This window comes from Leptospira sarikeiensis, assembly GCF_004769615.1.
GTDB classification, from domain to species: Bacteria; Spirochaetota; Leptospiria; order Leptospirales; family Leptospiraceae; genus Leptospira_B; species Leptospira_B sarikeiensis.
The window spans coordinates 209,925-228,921 of the sequence record NZ_RQGF01000007.1 but is presented as its reverse complement, the minus strand read 5'-3'; the positions used below and the strand labels follow the sequence as shown (position 1 = coordinate 228,921).

Sequence of the window (18,997 nt, the reverse complement as noted above, 5' to 3'; positions counted from 1 at the left end):
CTGAGGTAATTAGCTCGGCGTATAGAATTTCTAGGAGAAATGAATGTTTCGCTTTCTAATTTCAATCTTAATCGTTTCCGTTCTTTTCGTTTGTAAGGCCGAAAATTCGGAAAAAGTTTCCTCTGCCCAAGGAGAGGCGAGTAGAACTCAATCTGCGCCTATGCCTTCCAGCACCATGGATGATCTGAAAGACGTTGTTTCGGAAAAAAAGGTATCCGCTAAGGCAGGGGAAAGGGAAGAGGCGGAGGACCAACTCAAAACTTTTGCTTCTCCCAAAATCGGCAATCTGAAGATCGGAAGGCTTTTAGAATATAAGGTAAACTTAACATTCGAGACCGAAAATTTTATAGCGGCCCGCAAATCCCTTTTGGAGCTTTCTGCTAAATACGGATTTGTGCAGAATGAAAGTTTACAGAACTACGGAGACGATTCCGGACCGAATATGACAGCGGTCATTCATGTAAAATCTTCGGATCTGTACCAGGTTTTGATGGAATTGGAAAAACTAGGAAATTTAAAATCGGAGAATATAGAAGTAGAGGATCATACAGAAAACTTTACTCTTGAACAAATACATTCCAGAAGAGAGAAGATCAGGATCGCAAGAAGGACTGAACTCTCCACAAGATCCACTCCGAAATCGGCTGCCGAGATCGAGGAATTACTCGGTCAATCGGAAGACTCTGCTGACTCGGCAGAATTCGAAAAATGGAAAATTTTAGATCGGGTTACTTGGGCAAAGATCAGTATCCATATGTACGGTCCACAAAAGCCTAAAACTGTGGAAGTCCCTAATTTTGGAGAAGCGTTTATAGATCTAATCAGCCTTGTTTTGAAACTTTTGCTTTCTTTAGTTTATATAATTCCGCTTGGTATCGCATTAGCCGGCGTCTTGTATCTGTTGAAATACGCAAAAAATAAATGGTTCAAGTAATTTAAGAAAATATAAAATATAACCAAATGGTCGTAGAGGCAAGTGCCCCTGCGGCCCAGATATCATTTCTGAAAAAATTCCTGAGCCTATACTTGTTCGGGAATTTTTGTACCTTCCAAACTGAAATACCTAAGAAGAACAATAAAGTAAAACCGAAGCTGGACCAGCCACAGGTCCATGGACTTACATTAAATAAAACTCTAAGTATTATTATATATGTTACGCCGACAGCATAAAGAATACCGAGTAACGCAATTTTTCGATCGATCTTTACGGAAAAACCGATAGAAGATCCTGTTTCTTTTTTGGAAAATACAAGAGTAAGTAAAATTTGAGATAGTATTCCAAAAACAGATACAATGAATACCCTATGTAAAAAATTGAATTTTTCTCCGAAGATTGTTCTTAATATAGGAAATTCGGAAGATAGCCAAGTATATATGGAAGGTAAGGATAAAGATAGGATTGGACAGAGTAAGATCACGATCCAGGCGGCCTTCGGATCGGACTTTTTCCAAAATACTCCCACTAAAAATACGGAGAGTAGACCTAAAGTGAAGTGAGCACTTTGTCCTGAGATCTCTAAAAAGAAATTTCCTTTGGAGTTCGGGGTGTATGTGAATAATGCCAACAGAATGGTAAGTGCGGAGAAGAAGAGTAGAAATTTTCTACCCACCTGAACTGCTTCTTCTTCGGATTCTTGTTCTCCTAAAAACCTTTTTCCGATTTCTGTTTTTTTGATCCTGGAATAAAAGTCCACGGTGAATAATGTGGAAGCAGAGTTTAACATAGAGTCCACTGAAGAAAAGATTGCTCCGAGTAATCCTGCGAGGATCAGCCCGCCGAAACCATAACCGCTTGGAACTACGATCGATACTAATCTGGAAAATGCTTCGTCAGGATCTACGGAAAGAGTGGACTGACTTTGACTCCATAGGTGATATGCCGCGACTCCTGTTAGCACAGTGAAAAAAGGAATGGTTAAACTTAAAAAACCGTCTCCTAAGATCCCGACTCTCGCTTCTCTAAGACTTTTGGCACCCAAGGTCCTTTGGACCACATATTGATTGGTTCCCCAATAGAATATATGCAGAAAAAATAATCCACTCAATGCTCCGGTCCAAGGAAGTGAAGAATGATCGCTTGCTAAGAATAAATTCATCCTTTGATCGGATACGGAAGCTAATCTTTCCTTCGCCCATAAACCTTCCCATCCTCCTACTAATGGATGCTGGATGGTGAGATATGCGAGTAGTACCCCGGCTGCGAGTATTAGGATCGATTGGATTACGTCTGTATAAACGACTGCCTTTAGACCGCCGAACCAAGTGTAGGCGGTAGAAATGATGCCGAGGAGTAATACTCCTTCTACATAACCGATACCTTCCCAGCCTAAGTCCTTCCAAAAAGGAAGAAGGGATCTGGATCCGATATATAATCCTGCCGCAAGTTGGATTGCGATCAGTACTAAGAGTATTCCGGAATATAGAAGTTGGGAAGATTCTCCATAACGATTTCCTAAAAATTGGGAGAGTGTGAAAATTTTTTTCCTTCTATATAGAGGTAAAAATACATAAGAAAGAAGTAATAAAGCCGGGATCGCTCCCCACATATAATTACTTTGAGCGAAACCGACCGAATATCCTATCCCCAACATTCCTACGATATGATTTGCGGAAACGTTCGTGCCGAAAAGAGAACCTGCGACTCCCCACCAAGGAAGAGATCGCCCTCCTAGGAAATAATCGTCTTTTGAATTCTCTTTTTTTCCTACGTAGAAACCTACTCCTAAGACGAGGCCCAGAGTTGATAAGAATATGATCGCGTCAATGTAGTTAAACACTTATAAAATCTCGGTTACCACCTTTCAGATACATTTGCTCTTACGCAAGTCTTCCTACATTCTTAGGCATTCTAAAAATGATAAAACCGGATCAAAAACATCGTCTAATATTTAGGGAAGAAATGAACGCCCGTACCTAAATTATTTTGTTTTCGGGAGAACCATGAATTTTAGCCTAGAAGAAAACCACCTGGGGAAAGAGATGCCGAGTTTGGAAGAGGCTCAGAAGGAAATTATCGCCGAGTTTTCGGAAGCAGCCGACTGGGAAGAAAGATACCAGATGCTGATCGAGATCGGAGACGAACTTCCTGTGCTCTCTCCCGAACTAAAAACAGAAGATAGATTGGTTCCAGGTTGTCAGTCCAGGGTCTGGGTCGTTCCGGAAGATAAAGACGGAAAATTATATATCCAAGCGGACAGCGATTCCGCGATCACTAAGGGTATGATTGCTCTTTTACTTAGAGTTTTTTCCGGAAGAAGTCGAGAAGAGATCAAGTCCGCTTCCTTGGAATTTTTGAAAGAGATCGGTCTGGACAAACATCTTTCTATGAGCCGTAGGAACGGATTGTATTCTATGGTGAATAAAATTAGAAGTTTCTAATATTAACCTATATAAGGTTCGTTAGATATCTCGTTCGGATTTTTTCTCTTTGCCGGAAAATGTTTAGTAAGCTCTTCTGTTAATTCTTTTATCCCGGTTAATATTGCTTCTTTAGGCTTACCGGATCTGAATCCTTCTCCTATTATTTCGGAAATAGAATTTAACTTTTCCTGGCCTATTCTTTTATAAATACCTTTATCCGCCAATGTAACGATCTTCTTTTCGGATAAAAGCAAATAGATCAGTATTCCAGTTTTTTCTTCGGTATTCCATACTTTTAGAAACGAGAACATCTCCAAAGCTCTGGAGCTTGCTGTTTTTCCGTTTATTAACTGAAATAGAGGGATTTTAGTTTCTATACTTACTTTAATTTCTCCTCTATGGGATTTTTCAGAACTTCCCACGGCAGAAGTAATTTCTTTAAGATCTTTTGTACTAAAATATTTTCTTAATAAAGTAAAACCTGATAAAGGCCCATCTCCTATTCGAAGAAGGTCTAAGACAGAGGCTATCAAATTCTGTAGAAGTCTTTTGATCATGGAATTCTTATGTGTCATATAGATCACCAATCCGAAGAGGATCCGCCTCCGCCGAAATCTCCTCCGCCCCCACTGAAGGAATCGCTGGAAGAGGAGGAACTCCAGTCCGAACTTCCCGAACTATAAGAACTCCAAGTACTTCCAGAGGACCATCCACTACTTCCTCCTCCCGAGCCTGGGTTTTTTGCGGAGATATAGATGATACATAGAAGTATAAAGAAGATCACCAAAAGAGGGAGCATTAATTCGAAACTAAAACCTAAGAATCCTCCTGCCAAATATCCGAAATAAGTGGCGAGTCCAGCTTGGAGTAAGCTAAATAGTTTTTTGAATAGAATACCGACTGCTATCCCAATTATAACTAATGCACCTATAAAAAAACCGAAGCTATCGTCCGAAGCGTCAGGGCTATGCTCATAGCTTGTAGAATTAGGCTCCGGTAAAATTTCTCCGTCTATCAATCCAAGGATTTTATCGATCCCTTGATCTACCCCTTCGTAAAATTTACCTTCTTTGAATAAGGGCCTAATGTATTCTAACTGGATCCTCTTGCTTGTCGCGTCCGGAATAGTACCCTCTAATCCTCTTCCTATTTCGAAGCGCATTTTTCGATCTTCTTTTGCGACAAGAAATATGACCCCGTCTCCGACTCCTTTTCTTCCGATCTTCCATTCGTCTGCGAGTCGTATGGAATACTGCTCGATTGTCTCTTCTCCCGTTGTGGGAATAACTACTAGGACTACTTGGCTTCCTTTTCTTTTTTCGAAACTTTTCAGTTTTTCTTCTAGGCTGGAAACTTCTTCTTCGCTCAATGTAGAAGTTAGGTCGGTAACTCTATGTTCCAATCTAGGGATCTGGATTTGTTCTCCAAAGATCCCGAAGGAAAAGAATAATAAGGAAAAAAAGAAAAGCCCTTTCATAAGAATTGTAGGAAAAAATTTAGAATTGGACCTGAGGTGGTTTGGAGATCTCTTTCTCGTTTTCCACGCTGAAATTCGGCTTCACATCGTATCCGAAAATTTTTGCAGTGATCACATTTGGAAATGTCCTGACAGTGATATTGTATTCTTGAACAGAAGTGATATATCTGTTTCTTGCAACTGCGATCCTATTCTCGGTTCCTTCCAATTGGGCTTGAAGGCCGATAAAACTTTTATCCGATTTTAGGTCCGGATATTTCTCCACAACTACCATTAACCTGGATAAGGCGGAGGTCATTTGCCCTTGCGCCTGATTGAATTTTGCGAATAATTCAGGGTTGTTTAATACTTCGGGAGTTGCTTGGACGGAACCCACGCTTGCTCTAGCCTTAGTGACCTCGATCAGAACTTCTTTTTCTTGAGCTGCGTATCCTTTGACAGTATTGACCAAATTCGGGATAAGATCCGCTCTTCTTTGGTACATATTGATCACTTCGGACCAAGCTGCCTTAACCTGCTCGTCTTGAACTTGGATGCTATTATAACCGCAGGAATTCGTGAAAAATAAGGTAAAACTTAAGGTTCCTATGACTAAACCTTTACGAGTTCCTAAAAAATTGCCTTGGGACATTCCTACCTCCGGAGTCTATGCGGAAGTTTTGACGAAAAATATCCCTTGGCAACCGGATTTTTTCTAAGATCATCTACTCTTTATGCCGCCTCTTTTGGAAAATTCTCGTGTTTTTCCAGTGCTCTTTTGCGGATCTCTTCTATAAGCTTGTCCGCGAGCATTTCGGCTAAAGCGGAGATTTTTTCTTGGTTGATCGAGTTTCTATAGTCGGTTTTCATTGGCGCCTCCTTGGCTTTCCTGAAGATAAAAATACAGGATGCCCCGGACAAATTCGGCGGGCAGAAAATAAAAAAACCGGGGAAATTCCCCGACTTCCCCAACCGATAAAATAGAAAACGGCAAGGGCCGCCTGGTACGAATGGAATTGGATATTAAGACCCGACTCGAGGAAATCGATAAGGTAGACGGATACTTTCGCAAGTCCCCCGAGGGGATCTGGTGTTATGAATTGGATTCCGCCTTGGACACTACTCTTCCTATCGAGGAGCAGGCCAGGCTAATCTATGAAAATGCCAGACTGACCCATTGTAATGACACGATGGCCAGGATCTACGGCTATCATAGGGCAGAAGAGATCAAAGGCCTGCTCTTAAAGGAAATCCTTGGCCCGACTAACAAGATGAATGTGTTCGGGATCTACGAGTTTATTCGATCCGGTTATAAAACACATGATAGCGAATCGGAAGAGATCGATAGAAAAGGAAAACGTAAATATTTCCTAAGCACAGCCCTTGGCGTAGTCGAGAACGGTTTTCTTCTCAGAGCATGGGGAGTTCAAAAAGATGTAACTTCTGCGAGAGCCGCTGAGTTCAGACTGAAACGTACGTTTGCGTTAGAAGGCCTTCTTACTAAATTATCCAGATATTTTTTAAGCGCAGAACCTGGAAACACTACCGAGGCGGTGAACTACGCTCTCGGGGAACTTGGCAAATTCTGTGGAGCGGATCGTGCATTTTTATTCTTATATACTCACGCGGGTCTAACTATTTCCAACACGAATGAATGGTGTGCTGATGGTGTGGAGCATCGGATCCATCTTCTTCAAAATCTTCCCATAGAAACTTTTCCGAGATCGGATTACGAGATCATTCGAAATCGAGGTCATATAGTTTACGACTCTATGGAAAATTTGCCTTCTTCACATTCTACTTTGAAAAATTTGTTAGAAAGAAGAGGGACAAATTCTTTGGTAGTAGTGGGACTTTCTTCTAGGGACGAAGAGCTCGGCTTTATTGGATTCGATTCAGTTCGTAGGAAAAAACTTTGGACCGAAGAAGATATTTATGTATTGAGGCTCGTAGGAGATCTGATCGTTCTCGCTTTTGATAGACAGAAAAGAGAATCTGATCTGAACGATTTTTACGAGAGAATGAATCACGATTTGGAACTTGCTCGTTTGACACAAAGATCTTTGGTGTCTCGAGAATTTCCAAGCTCTCCTTTTTTCAAAATGGATAGTTACTTTAGGCCTTTTGAAAAAGTAGGAGGGGATATCATCACATATATCCAACATGAGAACGGTGTGATGGACATTCTATTCGGAGATGTTTCCGGACATGGGATCTCTTCTGCAATGGTCTCGGGTATGGCGGTTCTTTCTTTTCGTCATCATGCGAAGGCCGGGCTTTCTCCTGCAGAAGGGATCCAACAATTCGTAAAAGATCTAAAACCTATGGTCGTGGAGCATCATATCGCTGCTGTTTGGGCAAGGTTTTTTCCTTTAGAGAAAAAACTCGTATATTCTTATGCGGGCCATCCTCCGATCGTTCTTTTTCGAGGTGAAGAGAAGATTGAATTGAAAGGTATGAATCTTCCTCTTCTCATCTTCGATTCCATAGAATATTTTAACGAATCTATTAAATTAGAAAAAGATGATAGGATCGTATTCTATTCCGACGGTATGTATGAAGTGTTCAATGCGGAAGGTAGAATATTAGATCTTCCCGGATTTCAGGATATTTTGCTTCAACATAAAGAGCTAATCAATCTGGATGAATATCTGGATCAGGTGGTTTCAGAAGTGTTCCAATTCTCCGAAGGAGTTTTCGGGGATGATATGGCGATGTTGGTAATCGATATTAAGGGTTGAGATCTGAACAGAAGACCCAGAATTTTTCGTGAGCGGGTAAAGTTTACCTTCAATCGCTGCGGTCGGAGATCTTTTTGTGATCGGGGCTTTTGTTTTGAAGAAGGTGCCCCCCGCCCTCATAGGGTGGGGGCTGGTGCGGTGGTACACATGTCCAATGAAATGCAGTGTGTCGATTCAATTGGCCGACTCGGTTGATCTGACGATCACCGACTTGCTACGCAGTCGTCTGCTCGCTCTCTATGGGTCGCTGTGCAGGGGTGGAGGGGAGTGGCTCGTGGGAGAGCACGATTTTCCTTTATCAGAAAAATCTAAAATCTTCAAGCGAAAATCTCGGATCAGAATTTGTAGGAACTGCCATAATTCACAGGCTCTTTACAAGTCTTTGACTATAAAAGAATATCAGCTTTGTTATCTTAAAAAGGAAGATCCTAATTCTACGATCCTCCTTTCTCTACAAAATCTTTATTCTAAAACTTTTTTCTTCCTACCTAATAAGAAAACTCCGGAGAGAACGATAATTGTCCCGGCTAGGTTTTCCCAGGTGATGATCTCTCCTAATAGCACTGCAGCTAAAAATAAAGTAAACACCGGACCGACACTTCCTGCAATCGATGCCTTATTTGATCCGATCCTTTGGATACCTGCTGTGGTTAAGAATGCAGGTAATACTGTTGTTAAAAATCCAAGTGCAAACCCGTATGCATAAACTTGCCATGGCTGATGTATTAAGATTTCATAATTTTTTGTGCAGAAAAAATGGATTAACACGAAAATTCCCGACCAAATCATCAGAAGTGCGGTAAATTTTCTGGATCCTAGTTTGGGGATCATTTGCCCGCTACCGATCAAATAGATCGCATAAGCTAACGCAGAAAGAAATACTAAAATAGCTCCGATCAATGCCGACTTTCCTTGTGCTTCGGCGTCCGGTAAAAAAGCGAGTAAGATCCCGGAATAGGTCAATGCTACGGAGTAAATTTCGATCTTATGCACCTTCTTCTTTAAGAATACGGAGCCAAGAAGTAACACTAACGCAGGAAATGTAAATAGTACGAGCCTTTCCATGGACGCAGAAAGATATTCTAGGCCCCAGAAATCGAAAAAACTCGCCAAATAATATCCCATGAAAGCGAGGAATACAACAATCCCATAATCTTTCTTATCAATCGGTTGTCCGGACTGATTGTTAGATTCTTTGTATAATACATATGCGAAGAATGGAATCGCGAAGATCATTCTGAGTGCAAGAGTGGTTACAGAGTCTATTCCGAATTTATAAACTAGTTTTACGAGTACTCCCTTGGAGGAAAAAAGAACGGTTCCTGCAAGTGCGTAAAAATATCCTAAGGTTTCTTCGCTTAACCTGGAAGGAGATCTCTCTTCGGAAGTTTGGCTCATTCTTCCAGGTTTTAGAAACGCTTTCTCGTTTAAAGTAGGAATTCCAAAAAAGGTTTAACGTCCCAGAAAGAAATAATTTAGCTCTCTGCGGGAAGTTATAAAACCCGATTTTGGGTGAGTAACAGGAAAGAATGAATCTCCTGCAATATCTGCAGTCGTTTTTAATTTTTGGATCTGTCCGTAACATTCTGAAAGGTAGAAAGAATGACCGCAGCCTAATAGATGGTATCCTTCATGTACGATCGTATTGGAAGCTCCTCCCGTGATCAAATGGCCTAAGGAAGCGGTATGCGCGAGTACGAACCCTCTACTTCCGGTAGGACTATCTACTGCGCCTAAAACTTCGAAAGTTGGGATCAAAAATAAGGCGAGAATATAGGAAGCAAATTCGTATGCAATGTCAGAGGCTTTAAATCCTGCAAGAGCAAGGATCCGATCACAACCTTCCGGCAATTCTGCAGAATAAAGTTCCTCCATGATCGCCCTACCTGTCCAGCCCGGGCGTTTCCAATCCTTTACTTGGGAAACTTTTGCCTGTAAATTGTATAAGACTAACTCTTCATTCCATGAGTCGAAAAGGTAATTCATTCTTTCGGGAGAAACATTTTCATCTTTCCAGACGCAGATCCGAATGGTTTTCATTTTTCCGTATTCGAAGGATTCCCTTACGGATTCTCTATGAAATCCCACGGTAGTACAAGATGCTAAGAGTAGAAGAACGCAGAAACGAATATGTCGCATGTTTACAATTCTCGAAATCTTGGAAAAACTCCTTGGAAAAGCAAGGACTTTCGATCGATACTTATAGAAAGAGAATAAGGAGTTTTCGACTTCATGAAATCAACAAAGGTCCAGAAACCGATCACTCCGTTTAGATTATTATTTTTGATCCCTCTTATACTATTCGTTGCCACTTCCTTTTTAGGGGAATTTCTCCGGCTATACCGTTTATCGGAAGAAAGAAGTATATATTCCAGTAAGTCTCCGATAGACCAACTTGTGGATGATTTTAATATGGAGAGAATGTTCCATAAATACGGATATGATTTTAGAACTAGGATGGATGACGAAGAAAGATCTTTTACCGGAACTCTTGAAGACAATCCTTTAGAAAGAAGTATTCCTAAATTCTTTTTCGTACTTACAATATTAGGTTATCCTCTATTTGCCTGTTTTCAATTTCTAAAAGAAGTTTTCGGACGATCCAAATCTTAATTGTATGAATTCGACAAAGGCTAAAACGAAAAAAAGGCAAAAGGTCTCCCAAAAACCTGTATCTAAGAAAAAGACAGGTTCACCTATGTTCCTACTTTTAGTAGGGATCCCTTTCTGTTTCTTTTTAATAAGCGCGATGCTCGGAAGTGTGATGAAGATAGATCGTGTAAATTCCGAGTCAGCTTTTGAGAATAGATTAAATCCGATAGAGAAAGCTTGGAGAGGATTAAAACTCAAGGTATATGCTTATGAGTATGGTTCCGATTATAGGAATAAGATCCCTGAAAACGAAGGTAGAGCCTTGGGTTTGATCAGAGAATCCGTTCTAGAGTCCTTACTTCCTAGATATCTTTTCCTCTTTCTGGCAATAGCAGTTCCATTTTACTTTTTTGTAAGGTTGTTTAAGGAAGGATCAAAGAAGAATACCCAGTGGCCGGTAGTTTCTTCCGGAAGACAAATGAAGAAAGTAGCCTTAACTTCTTCAAAAAAATTCACTAAGTAATAAAATAGGTTTGATTACGTTATTAGTTCGTATTGAACATGTCGTATGCTACCAAGTAGACGATATATGAATTTTTATAAATTACTTACCCTATTTAGTGTATCCTTTTTACTATTACAAGATTGTACTCTCGATAAAAGGATCGAATTTGCCGGAGAGGATAAATTAGGCCTCGAAGCAGGAAGTAAACCTTGCGAGGAACTCCAACATTATAATCGCTGGTTTGGGTTATACGGTCTTTGGAGACTCCCCGGTTCTAGGGATAAGGAACTAACTAAGAAAGAAGGAAAAGTTTACTTCGCTGAACATGGAGTAAATTGGTGGCAAGGTAGTTTAAACCTGGTTACCGGATTTTTTAGCTCTATCGTTTTCTATCGAGTTACAATAACCGAATGCGACCTTGGAACTAGATTTGTTCATAGAGACCAATACGAGCAGTTTTTCGAAGAGGAAAAGGCAAGGGCTCACTCCGAATTTTTTTCCAAAACAGAAAGAGAGTTAGAAGACGCTTTACGCAAGTATTTGGATAAAACAAGCCCAGCGGAACATGCCGGAAAGAATTACAGCATGATCATTCTTAGAACTGGAAAAACTACGGAAGCAAGAGTAGTGGGCCAGGACGTGGATTCTCTCAAATTAGAGACAGACGACGCAAACGGTCAAAAACACGAATTTTCTCTTCTGAAAAAAGAAGTGTATAAGGTGATCTTTGCAACTAAGATCATCAAAGTAAAAGAAACTCCTAAAGAACCTACCAAAGAGACCGGCAAAGAAAAACATTAATTTTCTTTCGATTGCATCCCTTGTTCGAGGGATGCATCCTCTGCGAATTTATCAATTAATTTCCATATTCTGAAATCCGGCTTGTTTCGGATTGTCGTTCTTATATAGTAAAAGGCTGATCGCTCGGAAAATCCTATGAAACATAACTCTTCTTTCGATCTAATTTATAAATTCATAATATTCCTTATGGTCGTTTCGAATTTGAATTGTGGGCTTGCCTTAGGATACCAATCCGAGCAGGAGGCAAAGGCGGCTTCCGACAATAAGGGCTCAAATTCTGTTTTGGCCCTTTTGGGATTGATAGGTAGTACCTCTTCGGGGGGATTGCTCAGTTTTTCGCCTTCCCCCTTGGTATATTCAGTGGCTGGCGGCGGTAAAGCTTCCTACGATATAACGGTAAATTATTGGCCAGGATCCGGAGAAGGTGAATTGCGATTCAAAGCCGACTGGAGCGGATCCATGTCTTGTACCCCGCACGAGGGCGTATTTGCAGTCTCTCATGACGATATCTACCCTTTAACTTTTCAAAATGTTGATTTCAGTTGTGGTATTACCGGAACGGGACAGATCTCCCATTTGGTCGATGTCGGAACTACCGGGGTCGACCTCCCGAGTGTGGATACAAATGTAGGTGCCTTGTCGGTAACTACAACTCCTTGATCGCTTTGGTTCTAACAATATAATAAAATATTAATATTTTTATATCCCTCGAATGGGGGATATCCGGAAATTCTTCAAGGACTTGAAACCTGCTTGCTCGAATTCTTCACTGCTGATAATATTAGGTCTGTAAGTGAATTTGAGGGTTATACCTTTGAAACGTTTTGATCCGATGTTTTTTATATATAAAGTATTCATAATATTTATTTCCGTTTTGATCTTGAATTGCGGTCTTGCTTTAGGATACCAATCCGAACAAGAGGCAAGGGCTGCTTCTAATCAAAATAGTAACGATTCTATTCTATTGGCAGCATTGGGTATTAGCCCAGGCGGTGCCGGTGGAGGCAGTAGTTTAGCAATACTTGGGTTTACTCCGAGCACTCTCAATTTTAGTGCATCATCCGGAAAGGGATTATATACTATCGTCCTCGCGTCGTGGCCGGGTGGGGTGGGCGGTACTGTTGTCGGAGGTTTAGGTGCACAGGCAGCACCCGGTGGTGAAAGCGATTTTACTTTTGGGATACAATGGACTGGAAGTTCTGAATGTTTAGCTCCAGAAAGTACATTTCCGGTTGCTAGTGATGATACCTTTCCATTGTCTATAGGTGGGGGAGGGATTAGCTTTTCTTGTAGCACAAAGACGAGCGGTTTGTTGAAGCATGTGGTAATTTCTTCCAACGGAGATGCTTTACCTGTGGGCACAGATATAGGCGATCTACAAATACACGTACAATAAACGTTTATCTAGAAATCCCGAAACAAACCGCCATCATATCTCCCTGATCGAATTTTTTAACCGCCCAATCCGCAAATTTCTTAGAAGTTTTGTAGAAGATCCCGGAACCCTTTTTAGCAGTGAGACCACTTCCGTAAGAGATATGACCTAATGGAATATAACCCAATTCATTTCCCAAGGAAATAATCCCTGGTAAACTATAGTAATAAAGATGTTCCGGAACATTCAGATATCTCCATTTAGGTCCTAGATATTTTGCGAGAACTCCGTATCTACAGGTAGAAAGGATCATTCTTCCACCTGGCTTTAAGTGTTTTAAAATTTTCTGAAGTGTTTCTTTGGGATGATGTAAATGTTCAATACTTGCCCATAAGGTGACCAGATCGAATTTTTCTTTTCCATCCGGATCCCAAGTCAAAAAATCTTTTTGTTCCACATCCAATCCTAATTTTTCCTTAGCGAATTGTACAGGGCCGCTTGCGATATCTAAACCTTTGGTCTTCCAATTTTTTCCTTTTAGATAATCCAAAAAATAACCAGCAGCACAACCGACGTCTAACGCGGATTTTTCGGAACCTAATAGTCTTTCCCAATCTGGAAAACCTAGGTCTTGCAGATTTAAATTAAATACTCTTGCGATCTCTTTTTTAGTTTCTTCAGAATAATAATTATCGTAACCCCTGTCGGTCCTTTGGGTGAAATAAGAGTCCTCATAATATTTAGAAACTTCTTCAATACTTGGCTGAGGATTCACTTGGACCAATTTGCAATGTTTACATTCTACGATTTGGAAAACTTCTCCCTTCGGGCTTGCTTTTGAAAATAAGGGCTTAAATTCGGAATTAGAACAAGTATTGCAGGGAATTGATTGCATAGTATTAGGATCGGTGGTTTTACAATATTTCGGACATAAATTGCCTGATGAGATTTTAAAATTTCATTCTATTTTGGGTATTTCTTTCATATAGATCAACTTATGAGAAGGGCATGGAAAATTAAACATTTAGGGTATATCTGAATCCTCTAGTGATTCTTAAAGTCCTTACAATTTAATGATTGCTCCAATTGATTTCATCTGTTAATAAATTATGTATGAACAGATATATACAGATAGTTGTTCTTCTAGTTTGTTTATCATGCGTAAATTGTGGCTTGGTGTTAACAGGAACGGATGCGGGAAGAGAATTTGCAGGGCTTTCCGAAGAAGATAAGACAACGGTAAATGATGCTATACTTGCCATAGTCTCTGGCGGAGCAGGGGGAGGATCGAGTGGATTTTTGCAGTTCAATCCGAATCCCCTGGTTATAACTATATTCGCTTATCAGGATTATAATGTTTCTATACGATCTTCGATCCCTTCCGGATGGTCAAATAATGCGGAGTCTGTCTTAAGTATAAATTTAGTACCCAAAGATTGCCCATCTATCAGTGACGATATTTCACTTTTTACAGGATTTTCCGGAAGTAACGGATATGCTGCTCAGGATGTGACAATGCGGTTTACCGATAATAGTCCTTCAACCTGTACGATCCAGCATCTGGTAAGTAGTTCTACTCCTGATATTGATCTTCCTACAGGTTTTAATCTTGGTACACTTTCGGTGACTATTCAATAAATGTAAAAACCGCTTTGCGGGGGATAGGGTTTGGAAAATCCTTCCCACTATGTATAGAATTTTCGCCTTCTCCTCCTTTTTGGGGATTTTCCTATTTGTTTCTCAGTGCCAACCGATCCAATCCGTGGAACCTGAGACGATCAAGATCAAAGCTGTCGGAGATCTTGTTATGGGAACTAATTATCCGGAGAACAAACTTCCTTCGGATCCTAAAAACACTTTATTTTCCCAAGTGGAACCTAGTTTAAGAGGAGCGGATATACTATTTGCGAATTTTGAAAGTACTCTTACTGATTATCCTCACTGCGCGAAAAATATAAATCGTCCTCTGATCTTCGCATTCAGGACTCCTCCTTCTTATGCAAAAATTTTAAAAGATGTGGGCTTCGATATAGTATCCATCGCAAACAATCACAGTTTGGATTTTCACCAGCAAGGATTCGATGATACCGGAAAAAATCTTTCCGAAGCAGGCGTTCGATACACCGGAAAAAAAGGTGCGATAACTTATATGAATGTAAAAGGGATCTCGGTCGCTTGGATCGGATTCAGCCATATGCAAAGTGCTCATAATCATGTGAACGAGATAGAAGAAGGTGTGGCTCTTGTAAAAGAAGCGAAGAAAAAAGCACAGCTTGTATTCATTTCAGTTCATGGAGGCGCAGAAGGTGGACCTGCATTACATGTTAAAAATGAACAGGAAAGATTTTATGGAGAATACCGTGGAAACCTGGTCGCACTCTCTCATTCATTGATAGACGCAGGGGCCGATCTATTTATAGGGCATGGTCCTCATTTGCCTAGAGCATTCGAGTTGTATAAGGGGAAATTGATCGCGTACTCATTAGGGAACTTTTTAGGATACAGAGTATTTTCTACCAAAGGATACGGCGGTTATTCATTGGTATTGGAAGCGGATCTGGACAAACAAGGAAATTTCATCAAAGGAAAGATCCATCCTCTTCAACTGAGCCAGAATGGAATTCCTGCGCCGGACCCGGATGCAAAAACGACTGAGTTGATCCAATCCTTGACTAAGTCTGATTTCCCGAATAAAGGACCTAAAATCCAGTCAGATGGAAGTTTTCATCCTTAATCCGTATTTTAGAATATTCTAAAATAAAAAACCCGCCATTCTTTCGAACTAGGCGGGTTTTTTTGTGCTTACGAATTTATGCTGGAATTATTGAGTTTTTCCGGCAGGCTCCAATGCTCCGGCAGGAGCTTTGAAATTGATCTCATAAATATCATAATGAGAATCTCTCCATCCTGTTACATAAGCTACGGAAACTCCTAAGTAATATCTGATCCCGTATTTTAGAGTAGTAGTCGCGAAAGTAGCGATCTCTTCGTCGGTAACAGAGAAAGGATGGACCTTATTTCTGGTTTCGTCCAGATATAGGCCTTCCCAAGTTCCTACCATAGTTCCCTTATATTCTAAACTTAGAATACGTCCAGTGACGGAGAAATTTCTTTTTCCACCGGATTTAGTTTTGCTAACGATCTTGTCTGGCAAACCTTTTGGAAGAGACTTCTCTTGCACTTGGACTCCGATCACTTCATAGTCCGAAGACAATGCAAGAGGCTCCAATCTATGGATCCTGTATTGGACTAAAATTTCTTGGTTTAGGCTTTTGCTTAAAAAATTGACCACGTCTGCATTTTCAGGACGAACACTGAACTCGATCTTCTGTTTTGCAGGAACGTAACACTCGTCCTTCATTTCATCACAGGCTTCCTAATCGTTTATAGTATAAACTTCTAAAAGACCTTCATAGGATTCGAAAATGATCCCTCTACTTTCGAATTGGATCAATTTTGCAACTGTCCAACCTTCCGAATAAGTTCCGGCTGCGGAGAGGGATGAGGTTGTTAAAAGAAAAATCCCTAATAAGAGAAATTTTACGGATGGAATTCGTTTCATTCGAGTTCGGCACTCCCTGTATAATAAGGTCGACCCAGATACACCCTAAGGGTCGCGGATTCGTGAATCCTTTCCGGTTTTTATCTTACATCAAGAAAATATTTTTCCTAAGATCGAAAATGTCCATGTAGGAACTCCTACGAAAAGAGCGTATTTTAGGAGATATTTTTGGCCGCCTCCTTGCGAGCGTCCTGCTCTCAAGGACCGGGCTGCTCCGGGCTCGGGCGGTCGCCCTCGTCACTTCGTGACTAAAGCCCTTCGCATCCCTGGCGGGTTTTTGAGATTGCTCCTCCGGTCCCTGCTAAGAACCTTGTCTTGCAAGTAGATCTGAAAAGGGAATCCGGTGAAATTCCGGAGCTGTACCCGCAGCTGTAAACGTCGTATCGACCGGAAAAAACCACTGTTTTCAAACGGGAAGGTTCCATGAGTCGGGCGTGAGTCAGAAAACCTATCCGATCTACTTTCAATTCTTTGGCTTTCGGGAGTTAAGGCCTCATGCAAAAGTTTTCAAAATATTTCCGAATAAAGAAGATACTCTATTTAGGGTTTCTACTCATCTCGGCCCCCGTATTCACTCAGGAACCGGAGAAAAAAGAAACTTCTCCCTTAAAGGTAGTAGGGAAAACGAGTTCAGGGACTCAGCCTGAAAATTTTAGGAAAAATCCTACAGGGTTCCAAACTTCCATAGATCTAGATCAATACAATGCACGTTATACGAATCTTCCCGATGTTTTGGAAAGGGAAGCAGGAATCAGGATCCGTAGATACGGAGGATTGGGATCTTATTCCACACTTTCCTTAAGAGGAACAAACCCGAACCAAACTAGGATCTTCATAGACGGAGTCCCGTTCAATAACTCTCAAGGTGGAGAGGTGAATCTTGCGGATCTACCTTTCGATAATTTACAAAGTGTCGAAGTGTATAGGAGCGGTGCTCCAGTAGGATTTTCAGGTTCTGCGATCGGAGGAAGTGTAAATCTTGTCACAAGACAAGGAGGAGGCCCTCCTAAAACCCGTGTAAACATTGGTGTAGGAAGTTTTAATACCGGTAAAGGAAGTATAACGCATACCGGGACATACGGTGGGATCGGAGCTAGTCTTTTCCTTTTGGGAGAAAAATCGGATCAAAACTTCTCCTATTTGAATAATCACGGAACTGTATTGGTAAATCCTCTGGACGATACCATAGATAAAAGAAGGAACGCACAATACGAAAGAACCTCCGGAATGATCGGCTTAAGCGGGGACATCGGAAATACTAAGATCAAATTTTGGAATGATCTGAACTATAGATATCATGGGATCCCGGGGCCTGCAAGTAACCAAACTTTAAAAGTCCATAGAAGATATCTTAGAAATACTTCTTCCATCGGAACGGATACAAAAGGTCTATTTGACGGTTTGTTAAGAATAGAAACAAGAGCCTTCACTTCATTTACGAATGATGATTTGTTCGATCCTAAATCTGAATTTTCAAAGGGAACTCCGAATTCAACTGCCAACATGAAACAATCCGGAGTTCAACTGACTCCTACGCTTTATCTATTAGAATATTATCAAATTTTGAAATTTCATGCGGGAATAGAAAGGGAAACTTTTGAAAGATCCAGAAGCACTCCCGAAAATATAGATCTAAAATTCGAACCTGGAAAAACCAGGACCTACACAACATTTCAAGTAGAGGATGAATTCCGTTTTCTGGATGGAAGACTTGTTTTTACTCCCGGAGTTTCCTGGGATTCTTATAGGGATAAATTTCAAACGGATGAGCCTTGGTATAGAAAAGAGGATCCTCTTGCTTCTTCCGTAAAGACCACACAATTCTCAAATCCTAAAACAGGACTTTTGTGGAGATTTTGGGAAAAAGAAAATTATTCTTTAGAGTTTAAATCGAATATCGCAAGGCAATATCGTATCCCGAGCTTTTTGGAATTATTCGGAGAGATCGGAACGATTATAGCAAACGATTCTTTAAAACCTGAAAGAAGCGAGAACGCAGACGCAGGTTTTACAGGTAAATATAAGGATGGAGAATTCAAATCCAGTCTTACGATCTCTTATTTTAGAAAAAGGATCAAGGATATGATCTTATTCATTCCGAATTCCCAATTCACCTTAAGGCCTGAAAATATAGATTCTGCAAAAATAGACGGTGCGGAGATCTCTCATAAGACAGAATATAAAGGTTGGAAATTCCTATTGGAGTATACATATCAGGAGGCGATCAATACTTCTTCTGCTCCATATTTAAATGGAAAATATCTCCCTTTACGTCCTAAACATGAAATTTCAGGAACGATCGCTTATAAAGGAAAGTTCTGGGAACTTGGCTTCGAAGGAGTGTATGTAGGCGCGGTATTCAAGGATAGAACGAACGAATACGTAAATTATCAACCTGCTCGCCAGATTTGGAATGCATACTTAACTTTAGTGTTATATTCTTCTCCGGAAGAAGAGGACAAGACCAAGAAGGAAGAAAAAACTCCTAAGGAATTATTATTGAGTATAGATCTCCGAAATATGGGAGATAAACGAGTGGAAGATATTGTAGGATATCCTCTGCCTGGCCGAAATTGGTTTGTTACTTTGAGTGGGAAGTTCTGAA

19 protein-coding genes, 1 pseudogene and 1 riboswitch are annotated in these 18,997 nt (G+C 40.6%); of the genes and pseudogenes, 11 read left to right on the top strand and 9 right to left on the bottom strand.

Translation table 11 applies throughout. The features are described from left to right. Positions 1-43: 43 nt before the first annotated feature. A complete protein-coding gene (locus EHQ64_RS02090; protein ID WP_135647853.1) occupies positions 44-934 on the top strand; it encodes a DUF4349 domain-containing protein in 891 nt (296 codons plus the stop codon). A 1-nt stretch (position 935) separates the two neighbouring features. Here EHQ64_RS02090 and EHQ64_RS02085 read toward each other — a convergent pair whose 3' ends face one another. Then, on the bottom strand, positions 936-2,777 hold the full coding sequence (locus EHQ64_RS02085) for an SLC5 family protein (protein ID WP_135647852.1): 1,842 nt from the start codon (positions 2,775-2,777) through the stop codon (positions 936-938). A gap of 202 nt (positions 2,778-2,979) precedes the next feature. Between EHQ64_RS02085 and EHQ64_RS02080 the strand changes: the two genes are divergently transcribed. Next, complete coding sequence (locus EHQ64_RS02080; RefSeq protein WP_135647909.1) at positions 2,980-3,378, top strand: SufE family protein; 399 nt, start codon at positions 2,980-2,982, stop codon at positions 3,376-3,378. A gap of 2 nt (positions 3,379-3,380) precedes the next feature. On the opposite strand, the gene EHQ64_RS02075 is transcribed toward EHQ64_RS02080, so the two are convergent. The 4 genes from EHQ64_RS02075 to EHQ64_RS20140 form a co-directional block, all read right to left on the bottom strand. After that, on the bottom strand, positions 3,381-3,935 hold the full coding sequence (locus EHQ64_RS02075; protein WP_135647851.1) for a TPM domain-containing protein: 555 nt from the start codon (positions 3,933-3,935) through the stop codon (positions 3,381-3,383). Between the two features lie 5 nt (positions 3,936-3,940). Next, positions 3,941-4,837 carry a TPM domain-containing protein gene (locus EHQ64_RS02070; protein ID WP_135647850.1) on the bottom strand — a complete coding sequence of 299 codons (897 nt, stop codon included), beginning with the start codon at positions 4,835-4,837 and terminating at the stop codon, positions 3,941-3,943. Between the two features lie 19 nt (positions 4,838-4,856). Continuing rightward, positions 4,857-5,468 (bottom strand): LemA family protein, encoded by a 612-nt coding sequence (locus EHQ64_RS02065; protein WP_135647849.1) that lies wholly within the window; start codon positions 5,466-5,468, stop codon positions 4,857-4,859. 80 nt (positions 5,469-5,548) lie between these two features. After that, complete coding sequence (locus EHQ64_RS20140; protein ID WP_020771405.1) at positions 5,549-5,686, bottom strand: hypothetical protein; 138 nt, start codon at positions 5,684-5,686, stop codon at positions 5,549-5,551. A 140-nt stretch (positions 5,687-5,826) separates the two neighbouring features. Between EHQ64_RS20140 and EHQ64_RS02060 the strand changes: the two genes are divergently transcribed. Continuing rightward, positions 5,827-7,557 (top strand): GAF domain-containing SpoIIE family protein phosphatase, encoded by a 1,731-nt coding sequence (locus tag EHQ64_RS02060; RefSeq protein WP_135647848.1) that lies wholly within the window; start codon positions 5,827-5,829, stop codon positions 7,555-7,557. 462 nt (positions 7,558-8,019) lie between these two features. Here EHQ64_RS02060 and EHQ64_RS02055 read toward each other — a convergent pair whose 3' ends face one another. Beyond that, a complete protein-coding gene (locus EHQ64_RS02055) occupies positions 8,020-8,955 on the bottom strand; it encodes a DMT family transporter (protein WP_135647847.1) in 936 nt (311 codons plus the stop codon). A 54-nt stretch (positions 8,956-9,009) separates the two neighbouring features. Further along, complete coding sequence (locus EHQ64_RS02050) at positions 9,010-9,696, bottom strand: hypothetical protein (RefSeq protein ID WP_135647846.1); 687 nt, start codon at positions 9,694-9,696, stop codon at positions 9,010-9,012. Positions 9,697-9,789: 93 nt separating this feature from the next. Here EHQ64_RS02050 and EHQ64_RS02045 point away from each other — a divergent pair, with 93 nt between their 5' ends. The 5 genes from EHQ64_RS02045 to EHQ64_RS02025 all read left to right on the top strand — a co-directional run bounded on the left by EHQ64_RS02045 (position 9,790) and on the right by EHQ64_RS02025 (position 12,851). Next, complete coding sequence (locus EHQ64_RS02045; protein ID WP_135647845.1) at positions 9,790-10,170, top strand: hypothetical protein; 381 nt, start codon at positions 9,790-9,792, stop codon at positions 10,168-10,170. Between the two features lie 4 nt (positions 10,171-10,174). Then, on the top strand, positions 10,175-10,672 hold the full coding sequence (locus EHQ64_RS02040) for a hypothetical protein (protein ID WP_135647844.1): 498 nt from the start codon (positions 10,175-10,177) through the stop codon (positions 10,670-10,672). Positions 10,673-10,738: 66 nt separating this feature from the next. Further along, on the top strand, positions 10,739-11,455 hold the full coding sequence (locus EHQ64_RS02035; RefSeq protein WP_425460380.1) for an LIC_13076 family protein: 717 nt from the start codon (positions 10,739-10,741) through the stop codon (positions 11,453-11,455). Between the two features lie 135 nt (positions 11,456-11,590). Next, positions 11,591-12,115, top strand: coding sequence for a hypothetical protein (locus tag EHQ64_RS02030; protein WP_135647842.1), 525 nt, complete (start codon positions 11,591-11,593; stop codon positions 12,113-12,115). Positions 12,116-12,269: 154 nt separating this feature from the next. Further along, positions 12,270-12,851, top strand: coding sequence for a hypothetical protein (locus tag EHQ64_RS02025; RefSeq protein ID WP_135647841.1), 582 nt, complete (start codon positions 12,270-12,272; stop codon positions 12,849-12,851). A gap of 4 nt (positions 12,852-12,855) precedes the next feature. Here EHQ64_RS02025 and EHQ64_RS02020 read toward each other — a convergent pair whose 3' ends face one another. Then, entirely contained in the window at positions 12,856-13,725 is an 870-nt protein-coding gene (locus EHQ64_RS02020) for a class I SAM-dependent methyltransferase (RefSeq protein ID WP_135647840.1), read from the bottom strand. Positions 13,726-13,943: 218 nt separating this feature from the next. Here EHQ64_RS02020 and EHQ64_RS02015 point away from each other — a divergent pair, with 218 nt between their 5' ends. Beyond that, positions 13,944-14,468, top strand: a complete 525-nt coding sequence (locus tag EHQ64_RS02015; protein WP_135647839.1) for a hypothetical protein — start codon at positions 13,944-13,946, stop codon at positions 14,466-14,468. 49 nt (positions 14,469-14,517) lie between these two features. Beyond that, positions 14,518-15,564, top strand: coding sequence for a CapA family protein (locus EHQ64_RS02010; RefSeq protein ID WP_135647838.1), 1,047 nt, complete (start codon positions 14,518-14,520; stop codon positions 15,562-15,564). 87 nt (positions 15,565-15,651) lie between these two features. On the opposite strand, the pseudogene lsa26 reads toward EHQ64_RS02010, so the two are convergent. After that, positions 15,652-16,392: pseudogene (lsa26, locus tag EHQ64_RS02005) on the bottom strand (surface adhesion protein Lsa26). 297 nt (positions 16,393-16,689) lie between these two features. Further along, positions 16,690-16,857: riboswitch (cobalamin riboswitch) on the top strand. Between the two features lie 30 nt (positions 16,858-16,887). On the opposite strand from lsa26, the gene EHQ64_RS02000 reads away from it, so the two are divergent. Continuing rightward, complete coding sequence (locus EHQ64_RS02000) at positions 16,888-18,996, top strand: TonB-dependent receptor plug domain-containing protein (protein ID WP_135647837.1); 2,109 nt, start codon at positions 16,888-16,890, stop codon at positions 18,994-18,996. Position 18,997: the final 1 nt, after the last annotated feature.